The sequence below is a fragment of the Cellulosimicrobium sp. JZ28 genome (assembly GCF_015327065.1).
Taxonomy (GTDB): domain Bacteria; phylum Actinomycetota; class Actinomycetes; order Actinomycetales; family Cellulomonadaceae; genus Cellulosimicrobium; species Cellulosimicrobium funkei.
This window is the reverse complement of sequence record NZ_CP017660.1, coordinates 3,057,557-3,071,798: the sequence shown is the minus strand read 5'-3', so window position 1 is coordinate 3,071,798 and position 14,242 is coordinate 3,057,557. Positions and strand designations below refer to the sequence as shown.

The 14,242-nt window shown below is 74.2% G+C and carries 11 protein-coding genes; 3 read left to right on the top strand and 8 right to left on the bottom strand.

Annotated elements, in window-relative coordinates; translation table 11 throughout:
* The first annotated feature begins 631 nt into the window (after positions 1-631).
* The gene (gene groL, locus BJP59_RS13705; RefSeq protein ID WP_031315159.1) at positions 632-2,257 is read left to right on the top strand and encodes a chaperonin GroEL; all 1,626 of its coding nucleotides are present in this window, start codon (positions 632-634) and stop codon (positions 2,255-2,257) included.
* A gap of 120 nt (positions 2,258-2,377) precedes the next feature.
* Here the strand turns inward: groL and BJP59_RS13700 are convergent, their stop codons facing one another.
* From BJP59_RS13700 to BJP59_RS13685, 4 genes are all read right to left on the bottom strand, one after another.
* Positions 2,378-2,671 (bottom strand): WXG100 family type VII secretion target, encoded by a 294-nt coding sequence (locus BJP59_RS13700; protein ID WP_021479890.1) that lies wholly within the window; start codon positions 2,669-2,671, stop codon positions 2,378-2,380.
* Positions 2,672-2,796: 125 nt separating this feature from the next.
* Complete coding sequence (locus BJP59_RS13695; protein WP_021479889.1) at positions 2,797-3,528, bottom strand: HD domain-containing protein; 732 nt, start codon at positions 3,526-3,528, stop codon at positions 2,797-2,799.
* Positions 3,529-3,761: 233 nt separating this feature from the next.
* Positions 3,762-5,450, bottom strand: coding sequence for a sensor histidine kinase (locus BJP59_RS13690; protein WP_194521189.1), 1,689 nt, complete (start codon positions 5,448-5,450; stop codon positions 3,762-3,764).
* Entirely contained in the window at positions 5,447-6,184 is a 738-nt protein-coding gene (locus BJP59_RS13685; RefSeq protein ID WP_085387381.1) for a response regulator transcription factor, read from the bottom strand. Before BJP59_RS13685 ends, BJP59_RS13690 begins: the two co-directional genes overlap by 4 nt.
* Positions 6,185-6,316: 132 nt before the next feature.
* On the opposite strand from BJP59_RS13685, the gene BJP59_RS13680 reads away from it, so the two are divergent.
* Positions 6,317-7,546: a winged helix DNA-binding domain-containing protein gene (locus BJP59_RS13680; protein ID WP_194521188.1), complete on the top strand. Its 1,230-nt coding sequence runs from the start codon at positions 6,317-6,319 to the stop codon at positions 7,544-7,546.
* 25 nt (positions 7,547-7,571) lie between these two features.
* On the opposite strand, the gene BJP59_RS13675 is transcribed toward BJP59_RS13680, so the two are convergent.
* Positions 7,572-8,171 (bottom strand): NYN domain-containing protein, encoded by a 600-nt coding sequence (locus tag BJP59_RS13675; protein ID WP_061268040.1) that lies wholly within the window; start codon positions 8,169-8,171, stop codon positions 7,572-7,574.
* A gap of 121 nt (positions 8,172-8,292) precedes the next feature.
* Here BJP59_RS13675 and BJP59_RS13670 point away from each other — a divergent pair, with 121 nt between their 5' ends.
* On the top strand, positions 8,293-9,051 hold the full coding sequence (locus BJP59_RS13670) for a type 1 glutamine amidotransferase (RefSeq protein ID WP_194523069.1): 759 nt from the start codon (positions 8,293-8,295) through the stop codon (positions 9,049-9,051).
* Between the two features lie 12 nt (positions 9,052-9,063).
* Here BJP59_RS13670 and BJP59_RS13665 read toward each other — a convergent pair whose 3' ends face one another.
* From BJP59_RS13665 to BJP59_RS13655, 3 genes are all read right to left on the bottom strand, one after another.
* Positions 9,064-9,867 (bottom strand): PspA/IM30 family protein, encoded by an 804-nt coding sequence (locus BJP59_RS13665; protein ID WP_051028097.1) that lies wholly within the window; start codon positions 9,865-9,867, stop codon positions 9,064-9,066.
* Positions 9,868-9,955: 88 nt separating this feature from the next.
* Positions 9,956-12,025 carry a TPM domain-containing protein gene (locus tag BJP59_RS20220; RefSeq protein WP_263858626.1) on the bottom strand — a complete coding sequence of 690 codons (2,070 nt, stop codon included), beginning with the start codon at positions 12,023-12,025 and terminating at the stop codon, positions 9,956-9,958.
* 450 nt (positions 12,026-12,475) lie between these two features.
* A complete protein-coding gene (locus tag BJP59_RS13655; RefSeq protein WP_076406186.1) occupies positions 12,476-14,155 on the bottom strand; it encodes a DNA repair helicase XPB in 1,680 nt (559 codons plus the stop codon).
* Positions 14,156-14,242 lie beyond the last annotated feature (87 nt).

Below are 14,242 nucleotides of genomic sequence, written 5' to 3'. Positions count from 1 at the left end.
CGTCGCGTCGAGGCGCGCCCCGGCGACCTGCGCGAGCCGGTCCGCCTCGCCGTCCGCGGGGTCGACGCCCGCGGCGAGCGCGCCGGGGTCGAGCGCCGCCGGGTCGAGCACGCGGCTGCCCTCGAGGTACGTCGCGCCGACGCCGGGCGCGAGGCGCAGCACCGCGGGGCCGCCGTCGGGCCCGGTCGTCACCGCGACGCCGTCCTGGTAGAGGTCGATGTGCTCGCCCGAGGGCGCCGCGACCGCGGTCGCGGCGGTCAGGCCGAGGGCAGGGACCAGCACGAAGCCAGCCAGGGCTGCGAGGGGGCGCCACGACGGTGTTGCGCGGATCACACCGCGCATCCTAGAGCGAGCCGCGCGGTGCGCGGTTTCGCCCCTCGCGATACGCGGCGGCGTGGCGCACCGCTGTCTTGCACTCGCACCGTGCGAGTGCCAATAATGGCGTTAGCACTCTCGTCACGAGAGTGACAGAAGTGACCAGCGCAGGCAGCCGCTCAGGCGGCTGCGGCGCAACCCACCAGGTCGACAGGTGAGGCCCGCCCTGGCGGCGTGACATGAACGCCGCCGTCGTGGGCCGTCCGTCGCGGGCGCCGGCCGACCGCCATACGCCACCAGCGGAGGATCATTCCCCATGGCCAAGATCATCGCCTTCGACGAGGAGGCTCGTCGGAGCATGGAGCGCGGGCTCAACACGCTCGCCGACACCGTCAAGGTCACCCTCGGCCCCAAGGGCCGCAACGTCGTGCTCGACAAGAAGTGGGGCGCGCCGACCATCACGAACGACGGCGTCTCCATCGCCAAGGAGATCGAGCTCGAGGACCCGTACGAGAAGATCGGTGCGGAGCTCGTCAAGGAGGTCGCCAAGAAGACCGACGACGTCGCGGGTGACGGCACGACCACCGCGACCGTGCTCGCCCAGGCGCTCGTGCGCGAGGGCCTGCGCGTCGTCGCGGCCGGCGCCAACCCGATCGCCGTCAAGCGCGGCATCGAGAAGGCCGTCGACGCGGTGACGGAGCAGCTGCTCAACGCCGCGAAGGACATCGAGACCAAGGAGGAGATCGCCGCCACGGCCGCCATCTCCGCCGGCGACCCCGCGATCGGCGAGCTCATCGCCGAGGCCCTCGACAAGGTGGGCAAGGAGGGCGTCATCACGGTCGAGGAGTCGAACACGTTCGGCCTCGAGCTCGAGCTCACCGAGGGCATGCGCTTCGACAAGGGCTTCCTCGCGCGCTACTTCGAGACGGACCCCGAGCGCCAGGAGGCCGTGCTCGAGGACCCGTACGTCCTCATCGTCGAGTCCAAGATCTCGAACGTGAAGGACCTGCTCCCGGTCCTCGACCAGGTCATGAAGGCCGGCCGCTCGCTCCTCATCATCGCCGAGGACGTCGAGGGCGAGGCGCTCGCGACCCTGGTGCTCAACAAGATCCGTGGCACGTTCAAGTCCGTCGCCGTCAAGGCCCCGGGCTTCGGCGACCGCCGCAAGGCCATGCTCCAGGACATCGCGATCCTCACCGGCGGCCAGGTCATCACCGAGACGGTGGGCCTCAAGCTCGAGAACGCGACGCTGGACCTGCTCGGTCAGGCGCGCAAGGTCGTCGTCACGAAGGACGAGACCACGATCGTCGAGGGCGCGGGCGACGCCGACCTGATCCAGGGTCGCGTCAACCAGATCCGTGGCGAGATCGAGAAGTCGGACTCCGACTACGACCGCGAGAAGCTCCAGGAGCGCCTCGCGAAGCTCGCCGGCGGCGTGGCCGTCATCAAGGCGGGTGCCGCGACGGAGGTCGAGCTCAAGGAGCGCAAGCACCGCATCGAGGACGCCGTCCGCAACGCGAAGGCTGCCGTCGAGGAGGGCATCGTCGCCGGTGGTGGCGTCGCGCTCATCCAGGCCGGTGCCGTGGCGTTCGAGAAGCTCGAGCTCGAGGGCGACGAGGCGACCGGTGCGCAGATCGTGCGCGCCGCGATCGACGCCCCGCTCAAGCAGATCGCGGTCAACGCGGGCCTCGAGGGTGGCGTCGTGGCGGAGAAGGTGCGCAACCTCCCGTCGGGCCAGGGCCTCAACGCCGCGACCGGTGTGTACGAGGACCTCCTCGCCGCCGGCGTGAACGACCCGGTCAAGGTCACGCGCTCCGCGCTGCAGAACGCCGCCTCCATCGCGGCGCTGTTCCTCACGACCGAGGCCGTCGTGGCCGACAAGCCGGAGAAGGCCGCCCCCGCGGGCGACCCGACCGGTGGCATGGGCGGCATGGACTTCTGAGCCGACCCGCCTCCCCTCACGGGGAGTCGTAGGACACCGACGGCCGTCGGCCGGGTTCGCCCGGCCGGCGGCCGTCGTCGTGCCCGTCGTGCCCGCTGCGAGGTCCCGGCCGGGCGGGGTCTACCGCGCCGTGAACAGGCGCGCGGCCTGCGACTCGGCGTCGGCGTAGGTCTGCGCGGCGGCGCCGAGCGCGGCCGTGATGTCGTCGAGCGCGACCTCGACCTGGGTCTGCGTCGTCTGCCACTGCGCCATGACGCCCGTGAACGACGACGCCGCCCCGCCGCGCCACGACGCCTGCAGGTCCGTGAGGTGCCGCATCATGGCGCCGACCTCCGCACGGATCGCCGTGACCGACCCGTGCACCGCGGCGCTCGCCTGCGCGACGCGCGCGCTGTCCACCTCGTACCGGCTCATCCGAACCTCCGTCGTCCCTCGGCCCGGGGGCCGTCCCTCGCCCCGGTGGGCCCGGGGCGTGGCGACGACGGTAGGCGGACCTCCCCGGGTCCTGAGGGGCGGAGGTCAGGCCTGTGGACGGCGGTTCAGGCGCCGGAGGCTGGGGACGCCGTCGACGCTTCCGCGAGCTTGGCCTGCTCCTTGCGCAGGCGCTGGAGCTCCGCGTCGAGGTTCTGCCGCGCGGCCTCCTCCCAGGCCGCGCCGAGCGGGCTCGAGAAGAGCGTGCGCCGGTCGAGCAGCTTCGTGAGGATCGCGATGCGGGCGCGCACGTAGTCGGGCTTGGGGATGTGCGCGTACTCGTCGCGCACGTCCTTGAGGTACTCCTTGTAGCGCTGCGGCTCGGCCGCGAGCATCGCGAGGTCGGCGTCGCACAGGACCGCGCAGTCGAAGTCGGAGGCGTCCGGGGCGTGGCGGACGAGCGCGTTGACGAGGTGCGCGACGCGCCGCACCGCGGGCTCGGGGACGCCGAGCCGCGTGAGCTCGGCGACGGCGAGCGCGGCGCTCGCGGTCTCGTCCTCGCCGCCCTTGTTGGCGTAGGTCGCGCGGCCCTTCGCGTCGAAGATGGCGCCGTGGTACCAGGCCGCGAGCCGGACGAGATCGGGGTCGTGCGTCTCCTGCGAGAGCTCGTCGACCCGGCCCAGGACGTCGGCCAGGTGGCGCAGGTTGTGGAAGTGGCGTCCCGGCTGGTCCCAGCGGTCGAGCAGCCCCTGCCCGACGGCGCGGATCTCGTCGTCCGGGGCGGTCGCCCCGGCGCCCCGGGCGCTGCGGACGAACGAGGAGAGGAACCACTGTGGTGCGTCGGCGCTGTTGACGCCCATGAACTTCAGCCTTCTTCGACGGAGACGAGCAGGACGGAGGTCGTCGTCGCCGGGCGTGCTGCCCGGCGCGGAGGCCCCCGCGTCGCCGCGCGGCCTCGTCTTCAGCCTAGGTCTCGCGGGACGACCCGCCATCGTAGCCCCAGTCGGCCGCGCGTCGGGACGCCCCGACGGGCTCCCGCGCGACGTCGCGGACGGTCGCCCGCGAACCCGCAGGTCGGGTGGGGTGCAGGCCGTCAGGAGCCGAGGGGGAGGTCCACGCGGACGGTGAGCCCGCCGCCCGGCGTCTCACGGACCGACACGCGGCCGCGGTGCGCCCCGACGATCGCGGCGACGATCGCCAGACCGAGCCCGGACCCGCCGGACGAGCGGTTGCGCGACGTGTCCGCCCGGTAGAACCGCTCGAACAGGCGGCCCCGTTGCGTCGTCGGGACGCCCGGGCCGTGGTCGCGGACCTCGAGCACCGCGACGTCGCGCGCGGCGTCGCCGGCCGGGGCGCCGCTCCCGCCCGCGCCGTCGCCCGACGGCGCGTCGTCGGACCGGGGCGCGAGCGCCGCGCCGAGCGCGATCTCCACCGGCGTGCCCGACGGCGTGTGGCGCGCGACGTTCCCGACGAGGTTGGCGAGCACCTGTCGCAGCCGGTCCTCGTCGCCCACGACGCGCAGCGTCGCCGGAGCGTCCGCGCCCGGCGCGAGCCCGACGACCCGCACGTCGCGCGCAGGGTCGAGCGCGTGCAGGTCCTGTGCGGAGTCCCGCGCGAGGGAGACGAGGTCGACCGGCTCGTGGCGCAGCGGCCGGCCCTCGTCGAGCCGCGCGAGGGCGAGCAGGTCGTTGACGAGCGTGCCCATGCGGGTCGCCGAGTCCTCGATGCGGCCCATCGTGTCGTCGACCTTGTCCGGGGTGTCGAGCGCGCCCATCCGGTACAGCTCGCCGTAGCCGCGGATCGTCGCGAGCGGCGTGCGCAGCTCGTGGCTCGCGTCCGAGACGAAGCGCCGCATCCGTTCCTCGGACGCCTCCTGGACGGCGAACGCCTCCTCGATCTGGGTGAGCATCGCGTTGAGCGACGCCGCGAGCGAGCCGACCTCCGTCGTCGGCGGCGCGGGGCGCACGCGACGCGACAGGTCGCCCGCGGCGATGTCGGCGGCGGTCTCCTCGATCTCGCGCAGCGGGCGCAGCGCGCGATGGACCGCGAGGTAGGCGACCGCGCCGCCGACGAGCGCGATGCCGAGCGCGGACAGCGCGAGCGCGCGACCGAGCACCTTGACCGTCTCGTGGATGCCCGTCAGGGGCAGGGCGACGAAGACGGTCCCGGCCTGCTGGCCGTCCACGAAGAGGAACCGCCCGACCACGCGCCACTGCGCCGGGTCGGAGCCCCCGACGGACCGCACGGTGAAGGGCTCTCCCGCGAGGCGCTCGATCTCCTGGTCGGACAGCGCGGGGATGTCGGGCTCCCCGTACCGCGACGTCGTGGCCCGCCAGCTGTAGCCGCTCTCGTTGCCGGACAGCTCGCGGAGCAGGACGAAGTACTCGCTCGGGATCTGGCTCGCGGTGGTCGGGTTGCTGAGCAAGGAGGACCGGGCGACGGTCGTCGCCGACCCCTGGAGGTCCTGGTCGACCTGCTCGACGAGGTAGCTCGACACGACGGTCGTCGTCACGACCGAGGCGAGCCCGAGCCCGGCCGCGAGCAGGAGCACGGTGATCGCGACGAGGCGCGCCCGCAGCGGCACGCGCGCGAACCAGCCCCACCCCTCGGTGGGGACGGGCCGGCCGAAGGGGCGCTCCGCCGTCGGGCCGTCGGGGACGGGTGCGGACCCCGCGCGCTCGCCCGACGGAGCGCGGCCGGGCTGCGAGACCGCCCCGGGGGGCGGGGGAGGGGGCGGGACCGGCGGGGACCCGGCCGCCGTGCGGTCGGGGCCGGCCGTCATGACGCCGCGGGCGGCTGGCGCAGCAGGTAGCCGACGCCGCGTTTGGTGTGGATGAGCGGCGGGAGGGTCACGGGCTCGCCGTCCGGGCCGGGCACGGTGAGGTTGTCGATCTTGCGGCGCAGGTAGGAGATGTACGACTCGACGATGTTCGCGTCGCCGCCCCAGTCGTACTGCCACACGTGGTCGAGGATCTGCGCCTTGGACAGCACGCGGCCCGCGTTGAGCATGAGGTAGCGCAGCAGCTTGAACTCGGTGGGGGACAGGTCGATGTCGACGCCGGCGCGGCGGACCTCGTGCGAGTCCTCGTCCATCTCGAGGTCGGCGAAGCGCAGGACCGCGTCGTCGACCGGCTCGGCGTGCGTGCGGCGCAGCACGGCCCGGATGCGCGCCACGACCTCCTCCAGGCTGAAGGGCTTCGTCACGTAGTCGTCGCCGCCCACGGTGAGCCCGGTGACTTTGTCGCGTGTGTCGTCCTTCGCGGTGAGGAAGACGACGGGCGTGTGCTGGCCCTTCTCGCGCAGGCGGCGGGTCACGGTGAACCCGTCCATGTCGGGGAGCATCACGTCGAGCACGACGAGGTCGGGCTCGACGTCGCGCACGAGCCGCAGGGCGCTCTGCCCGTCCGCGGCGGCGTGCACCTCGAACCCGGCGAAGCGCAGGGACGTGGCCAGCAGCTCGCGGATGTTCGGCTCGTCGTCGACGACGACGAGGCGTGCCTCGGGGGTGGTGCTCATACGTCCAGTGTGCTCCCGCGGTCTGGGAGACGCCTGGGAACGTGCTCGACCCCGGCGGCACCGGCGCGACGCCGGCGCCGGGCGCGGCTCGCGGGCGGGCGGGCGTGGGTGGCCCGGGGCAGGATGGCCGCCGTGCGGATCACGGTGGACCAGAGGCGGCGGCGGCTCGTCGCGCAGCAGCTCGCGCTCGCCGCGGACCTGCCCGGCAGACCGGCGGCCCGGAGCCCGGAGGACGTCGTCGACCGGCTCCTCGCGCTGCACGCGACCGACGCCCCGAGCGTCTACCTGTCGGTGCTCGCGCGGGTCCCCGGTCTCGTGCTCGACGACGTCCGGGACGCCGTCTTCCGGCGGCGCTCGCTCGTCAAGGTGCTCGCCATGCGACGCACGATGTTCGTCGTGCGCCGCGAGACGGTGCCCGTCGTGCACGCGGCGGCGGCCCTCGCCGTCGCGCGACGGCTGCGCACGCGCCTGCTCAAGGAGCTCGCGACCCTGCCCACGGACCCGCCGGTCGACGACGCCGCGACCTTCCTCGCCGCGGTCGAGGCCCAGGTGCACGCGGCGCTCGCCGAGCACGGCCCGCTCGACGGCGCGAGCCTGTCGCGGGCCGCGCCGCTGCTGCGGACGGCGTTCCTGCCCACGACCACCAAGACGTGGGACGTGCGCCGCACCATGACGTCCCCGCTGCTCTCGCTGCTTTCCGCCGAGGGCGTGGTGGTGCGCGGCGAGCCGCGGGGCACGTGGTCGTCCAACCGGCACGTCTGGTCACCCGTCGAGGACTGGTTCCCCGGCGGCATCCCCGTGCTCGACGAGGCCGCGGCGCGCACCGCGCTGGCGCGGGCCTGGCTCGACGTGTTCGGGCCCGCGACGGTCGAGGACCTCGTGTGGTGGACCGGCTGGAACCGCCGCGACACGCTCGCGGCGCTCGCGGGCCTCGACGTCGTCGAGGTGGAGGTCGAGGTCGGTGCACAGGACGGCGAGGACGCCCGCCCCGGCGTCATGCTGCGGGGCACGGACCTGCCCGGTCCGGACGAGGTGCCGATCGAGGGCCACGTCGCGCTCCTGCCGTCGCTCGACCCGACGACGATGGGCTGGACCGCGCGCGACTGGTACCTCGGGGCTCACAAGGCCGCCGTCTTCGACACGATCGGCAACGCGGGCGCGACCGCCTGGTGGGAAGGGCGGATCGTCGGGGCCTGGGTCGTGCGGCCGGGCGGCGAGCCCGCGTGGCGGCTCCTCGACGACGTCGGCGCCGACGGCGAGCGGGCCGTCGCGGTCGAGGCCGAGCGGATCGCCGGGCTCCTCGGCGGCGACGGCGTGACGGCGTCGTTCCCGACGCCGCTGTACCGCGAGCTCCACGCGTGAGCGACGGAGCCCGCGGTACGGGCGGTCAGAGGTAGCGCATCGGGTCGAACTCGTCGAGCGGGATGATCCGCACGCGCGGCAGCACGGCCGTGAATGCGCCCGCGTGGTCCTCGAGGTCGAAGATCTCGAGACCGCGGCCCGTGAGCTCGGTGAGGCGCACGTTGACGAACTCGCGGAACGCGAGGACGCCCACGCGGCGGTCCTTGTCGTCGAGCAGCGTCTCGACCTGGGGCAGGAAGTCGCCGTCGTGGCTCGCGAGGAGCACGTCGCCCGGCTGGCCGGCGATCGCGTCCAGCATGCGCTGGATACCGATGTCGACGACCTTCTCGTTGCTCGACCCCGACAGCGGGATCGGGCGGTAGCCCATCGCGAGCAGCGCCTGCACGAACGACATCGGCATCTGGCCCGACGACGCGTTGAGGAAGAACAGGGGCGTGACGTCCTGGCCCCAGGCCTGGCGCGCGAAGTCCACGATGCGGTCCCAGCGCGGCCGCTCCTCCGGGGCGGGGCGGTGGCCGAGGACGTTCATGCCGAGCGTCGCGTCGATGTTCTCGCCGTCGACGACGAGGTAGGTGCGGCGCGGCGTCGTCAGCGCTCGGCCGTCGGAGGTCTGGAGGTCGGACATGCCGGTCAGCCTATCCGCGCGCGACCCGCCGCGCTCCGTCCCGGTGCGCCCGCCGCACTGTCCACGACGTGGGTGTTTGCGTCCTTCCACCCCCGAGTGGGTACCGTCAGGGTTCGTGACCATGCACGACACCGACGCCACGACCGCGACCGGGACCGTCCGGCTCACGGTCGTCGAGAACTCCCCGGACGTCACGCTCGACGCCTACGCCGACCTCCTCGACGCGGAGCTCCGCGTCGTCCGCGCGCACGAGGGCGAGCCCGTCCCCGCCGCGGACCGGCTCGACGAGCTCGGCGACGGCCTCGTCGTCCTCGGGGGCCACGTGTCCGCGTACGACGACGCGCGCGCCCCGTGGCTGCCCGCCCTGCGCGAGACCCTCGTCGCCGCCGCGACGCAGGGCGTCCCGACGCTCGGGATCTGCCTCGGCGCGCAGCTCCTCGCCGTCGCGGGCGGGGGACAGGTGGCGGTCGCCGCCCCGCCCGGGCGCGAGGTCGGCGCGACCCGCGTCTTCTGGCGTGCCGAGGCAGACACCGACCCGGTGCTGGCGCCGCTCGCGACCGGCGACGACCCGGTGCGCTGCGTGACGAGCATGCACGGCGACGCGATCGTCGAGCTCCCGGACGGCGCCGTCTGGCTCGCGTCGTCGAACATGTACCCCTACCAGGCGTTCCGCCTCGGGTCCGCGCTCGGCGTCCAGTTCCACCCCGAGGCGTCGCGCGCCGGCTTCGCTGCCTGGTGCGACCGCTACGACGACGTCGACACCGCGGCGGCCCTCGCCGGGTTCGACGAGCACGCTTCCGCGCTGCTCGACGGCGGGCGCCGGCTCGCGGAGTCGTTCGTCACCGCGGTCCGGGTCAGCCGACGACGCGTCCCCGCCTGACCCGGTCCGAGGTCACCAGTCGGTCGAGGGGGCGTCCTGGGTGGTCGTCCCGGATCCGATCGCGGGCGTGACCTGGGTGGGCGACACCTGCGCGGCGGGCGCGGAACCCTGCTTGAGCGCGGCGAGGCGGGCCTCGATCTCGACGGCCTCGCCCGACGTCTCGAGCTCGGCGAACTGGGCGTCGATGCTCGACGCGGCGACCTCCGCCTGGCCGAGCGCCTGCGCCTCCTCGCGGCGGACGATCTCCTCGTAGCGGGAGAGCTCGCTCGTCGGGTCGAGCACGTTGATCGAGCTGAGCGCGCCCTGCACGGTCTGCTGCGCCTGCGCGCTCTTCTGCCGCGCCACGAGCGAGTCGCGCTTCGACTTCAGCTGACCGAGCTTGTCCTTCATCATCGCGAGGCCGGACTTGAGCTTTTCGACCGACTCGCGCTGCGACGCGATGAGCGGCTCGGCCTGGCGGACCTCGCTCTCGGCGGCGATCTGCTTGCCGAGCGCGATCTTCGCGAGGTTGTCGAACTTGTCGGCGTTCGCGGCGTCGCCCTGCTGGCGGTACCGGTCGGCCTGCGCCGACGCGGCCGCGGCCTTCTGGCCCCACTCCTGGACGGCGGCGACGTCCTCGTTGTAGTCCTGCTCGGCGAGGCGCAGGTTGCCGATGGTCTGCGCGACGGCCTGCTCCGCCTCGGCGATGTTGTTCGTGTAGTCGCGCACGAGCTGGTCCAGCATCTTCTGCGGGTCCTCGGCGCTGTCCAGGAGCGCGTTGATGTTCGCGCGGGCGAGCTGCGCGATCCGTCCGAAGATGCTCTGCTTCTCCGCCATGGTCGTCCCTCTCTGGTGAGCCGTCTGGTGCTGGTCGTGTCCGTCGTGCCGTCGTCCCGTGGTGCGGGGCGTCAGGTGCCGCCCGTGCTCAGAAGCGTCCGCCGCGGCCGGAGCGTCCGCCCGACGACCGTCCGCCCGACCGTCCGCCCGACCGTCCGCCCGACCGTCCGCCGGAGCGTCCGCCGCCGAACCCGCCACCCCCGTAGCCGCCGCCGAAGCTGCCGCCGCCGAACCCGCCGGAGCGTCCGCCGCCGCCCCCGCCGCGGAGGATGGAGTCGAGGAGGATCCCGCCGAGGACCATGCCCCCGACGTTGCTGCCGCCACCCCCGCCGAACCCGCCACCCTGGGACGACTGCCAGCTCGACGCGTCCTGCTGCGCGCGCTGGGCCGCGGACTGCGCCTGCACGTCGGCCTGCTGCGCGCGCTGGAGCGCGGAGACCGGGTCGGTCGGCTGGAGCGCGCGGGCGTCGCCGAGCAGGCGGATCGCCTCCGCGAGCCGGGTCCGCGCCTCCGGGCCGACGGCGCCGCGCCGCGTCTCGATGAAGTCGTTCGTCGCGCGGACCTGCGAGTCGACGCGCGCGAGGGTCTCGCGCAGCAGCGCGTTCGCACGCGCCGCCTGCTCGGCACGCTCGCGGAACGGGGCGAGGACGGCGTCGAGCGCCGCCTCCGCGTCCGTGAGGCGACGGAGCGCGGCGAGCGGGTCACCGCCGTCGCGCGCGGCCCCGGCCACCGCGACGGCGGCCTGCGCCTCCGCGAGCGCGGGCGCGACCGTGGGATCCCCGGGGGCGAGCCGCCCGGCGTCCGCGATGTCGGACGTGATCGACGCGACGCCCCGGTCGAGGCGCGGACCGGACTCGGCGAGGTCGGTGCCCGCGCGGTCGACGGCGTCGAGCAGCGTCACCGCCTGCCCGACGGCGTTCTGCGCGGCCCGGGCGAGCGCGACCGCCGTCGCCCGGTCCTTCGAGGCGAGCGCCTCCCGACCGCGCGCCACCGACTCGCGCGCGCCCGCGAGGAGCGCCTGCGCCTGCTCGGGGTTCTGCGCGACGGACGCCAGCGCCGTCGACGGGTACGTGCGCCCGAGCGCCTCGAGCGTCGCGCGCGCGGGCTCGACGCGGGCGAGCACCTCGGTCGCGCGCTGGTCGGTCTCGTCGAGCACCTGCGGCGCGCGGGCCTGCAGGTCGCGCAGCTCGTCGAACGTGCGGGACTGGGCGTCGAGCGAGTCCGCGACCTCGTCGCACAGGGCGACGATGCGCGCCATCATCTGCCGCGCCTGGGGCTCCGCCTCGGGCTGGTCGTCGTCGAGCTGCTGGCGCAGCGCGAACGCCTCCGCGACCCGCTGCTTGCCCTCGGCGAGAGCGGCGGAGAACTGCTGCGTCGCCTCGATCCCGAACTGCGCCTGCGCGAAGCCGAGCTCCTGCTCGGACGTCTTCACGGCGTCGTCGATCGCCACGAGGGCCGCGCTCGCGCGGCGGTCCAGCTCGGCCGTGGGCAGCGCCGCGAGCGGGTCGCCCGCCGGCCCGACGGCGGTCGCGGCCCGGCGTCGTCGTCCCGCCGCTCGGGCGACCACCACGACCACGATCACGAGCACGCCGCCGACGAGCAGGACCCAGAACCACGACACGCCGCCCGAGCCCTGGCTCGCACCACGCGCCACCTCGGCCGCCGCGATGGCCGCACCCGCCCAGTCGTCGGCGCGCAGCTCGTCCTCCACGGCGGACGTGATCCGGTCCAGCTCGGCGTCCGACAGCGGGACGTTGTTGTCGTACGACAGCCCGTACCGCCGGTCCTGCGTCCCGACGGCCAGCAGCAGGTCGTCGACCCCCAGCCCCGACTGGTTCGCCGTCGCGTTCGCCCAGTCGACGCCGTCCATGCCGTCGAGGTCGTCCACGTACACGACGAAGAGCTGCAGGTCCGTGTCCTGGGCCAGGCGGTCGAGCGCCGCGCGCACGTCGTCCGTGCGGTCCCCGAGGACGCCGGACGGGTCGGTGATCTCGTTCGTCACGTCCATCGGCGGGACGGCGTGCGCGAGGCCCGCCGGGGCGACGAGGGCGACGCACGTCAGCAGCCCGACGAGCGTCGAGACGACGAGGGCGAGGAACGCGCGGGCGCCGCGTCCCCCGGCCGCGCGGGGGTGCCAGGGGCGATCGGCCGTGCTCACGGCCCGATCCTTTCCCAGCCGCCCAGGACCCGCAATCGGTGCCCGGGGCCCGCGGTCACTGCACGACGCCCAGGTCCTTCGCGTTCCTGGTCGGCCTCCGGCACCGTTCCGTGCCGGGCGGGTGCCGCGCTCCTGCGTCGCGGGACCCCCACCCGTCACTGCACGACGCCCAGGTCCTTCGTGTTCTTGGTCGGACCCGGGCGTCGTTCCGTGCCAGGCGGGTACCTTGCTGCGCTGCGGTCCCCACCCGTCACTGCACGACGCCCAGGTCCTCCGGGTTCTCGGTCGGCCCTGGGCGTCGTTCCGTGCCGAGCGGGTGCCGCGCTCCTACGTCGCGGGACCCCCACCCGTCACTGCACGACGCCCAGGTCCTCCGCGTTCCTGGTCGGCCCCGGGCGTCGTTCCGTGCCAGGCGGGTGCCGCGCTCCTACGTCGCGGGACCCCCACCCGTCACTGCACGACGCCCAGGTCCTCCGCGTCGACGATGCGATAGGCGTACCCCTGCTCCGCCAGGAACCGCTGGCGGTGCGCCGCGAAGTCCTGGTCCACCGTGTCGCGCGCGACGACGGCGTAGAAGTGGGCGGTGCGGCCGTCGGCCTTGGGGCGCATGACGCGGCCGAGGCGCTGGGCCTCCTCCTGGCGCGACCCGAACGACCCGGAGACCTGGATCGCGACGGACGCCTCGGGCAGGTCGATGGAGAAGTTCGCGACCTTCGACACGACGAGCCGCGAGATCTCGCCCGTGCGGAACGCGTCGAACAGGCGCTGGCGCTCGCGGACCGTCGTCGCGCCCGTGATGAGCGGCGCGTCGAGGTGCTGCGACAGCTCCTCGAGCTGGTCGAGGTACTGGCCGATCACGAGCACCTGGTCGTCGGGGTGCTGCGCGACGATCTGCTCCACGACCCGGTTCTTGCCGGTGGCGGTCGCGGCGAGCCGGTACTTGTCCTCGGGCTCGGCGACGGCGTACGTCATGCGGTCGGACTCCGGCAGCGTGAGGCGCACCTCGACGCAGTCCGCGGGTGCGATGTACCCCTGCGCCTCGATGTCCTTCCACGGGGCGTCGTACCGCTTGGGCCCGATGAGCGAGAACACCTCGTCCTCCCGGCCGTCCTCGCGCACGAGCGTCGCGGTGAGCCCGAGGCGGCGGCGCGCCTGCAGGTCCGCCGTCATGCGGAAGATCGGCGCGGGCAGCAGGTGCACCTCGTCGTACACGACGAGGCCCCAGTCGCGCGCGTCGAGCAGCTCGAGGTGCGTGTACACGCCCTTCCGCTTGGTCGTCAGCACCTGGTAGGTCGCGATCGTGACGGGCTTGATCTCCTTGCGCGCGCCGGAGTACTCGCCGATCTCGTCCTCGGTGAGCGTCGTGCGCCGCACGAGCTCGTCGCGCCACTGGCGCGCGCTCACCGTGTTCGTCACGAGGATGAGCGTCGTCGTCCCGGACTTCGCCATCGCGCCCGCGCCGACGATCGTCTTGCCCGCGCCGCACGGCAGCACGACGACGCCGCTCCCGCCGTGCCAGAACCCGTCCACCGCCTGCGCCTGGTACGGGCGCATCTCCCACGGCTTCGGCTCCTCGCCCTCGGCGCGCGGCGGCGTCGTCGGGCTGAGCGCGATGGCGTGCTTCTCACCGTCGACGTACCCCGCGAGGTCCTCGGCGGGCCAGCCGAGCTTCACGAGCACCTGCTTGAGGTGGCCGCGCTCGGACGGGTGCACGACGACGGTCGTGTCGTCGATCCGGTCGCCCACCAGCCCGGCGGTGCGCTTGGACTTGAGCACCTCGGCGAGGACGGCGCGGTCCGTCGCCTCGAGCACGAGCCCGTGCGTCGGGTGCTGCGCGAGCGTGAGCCGCCCGTACCGCGACATGGTCTCCGCGACGTCGATGAGCAGCGCGTGCGGCACCGGGTAGCGCGAGTACTCGATGAGCGTGTTGACGACCTGCTCGGCGTCGTGCCCGGCCGCGCGCGCGTTCCACAGGCCGAGCGGCGTGAGCCGGTAGGTGTGGACGTGCTCCGGGGCGCGCTCGAGCTCGGCGAACGGCGCGATGGCCCGCCGCGCGTCGTCGGCACGGGGGTGGTCGACCTCGAGCAGGAGCGACTTGTCGCTCTGGACGATGAGAGGTCCGTCGGTCATGCGTTCTCCTTGCCGTGGGTGGCCGAGGGTCGTGCGGTCCGGGCGGTCGCCGGGCGGGCCGGTGTGGTCCGGGGTCGGTCGGGGACC

Excerpts from the sequence above, each read along its gene's own strand:
- groL (WP_031315159.1), top strand. The coding sequence starts at position 632 with ATGGCCAAGATCATCGCCTTCGACGAGGAGGCTCGTCGGAGCATGGAG.
- BJP59_RS13700 (WP_021479890.1), bottom strand. The coding sequence starts at position 2,671 with ATGAGCCGGTACGAGGTGGACAGCGCGCGCGTCGCGCAGGCGAGCGCC.
- BJP59_RS13695 (WP_021479889.1), bottom strand. The coding sequence starts at position 3,528 with ATGGGCGTCAACAGCGCCGACGCACCACAGTGGTTCCTCTCCTCGTTC.
- BJP59_RS13690 (WP_194521189.1), bottom strand. The coding sequence starts at position 5,450 with ATGACGGCCGGCCCCGACCGCACGGCGGCCGGGTCCCCGCCGGTCCCG.
- BJP59_RS13685 (WP_085387381.1), bottom strand. The coding sequence starts at position 6,184 with ATGAGCACCACCCCCGAGGCACGCCTCGTCGTCGTCGACGACGAGCCG.
- BJP59_RS13675 (WP_061268040.1), bottom strand. The coding sequence starts at position 8,171 with ATGTCCGACCTCCAGACCTCCGACGGCCGAGCGCTGACGACGCCGCGC.
- BJP59_RS13670 (WP_194523069.1), top strand. The coding sequence starts at position 8,293 with ATGCACGACACCGACGCCACGACCGCGACCGGGACCGTCCGGCTCACG.
- BJP59_RS13665 (WP_051028097.1), bottom strand. The coding sequence starts at position 9,867 with ATGGCGGAGAAGCAGAGCATCTTCGGACGGATCGCGCAGCTCGCCCGC.
- BJP59_RS13655 (WP_076406186.1), bottom strand. The coding sequence starts at position 14,155 with ATGACCGACGGACCTCTCATCGTCCAGAGCGACAAGTCGCTCCTGCTC.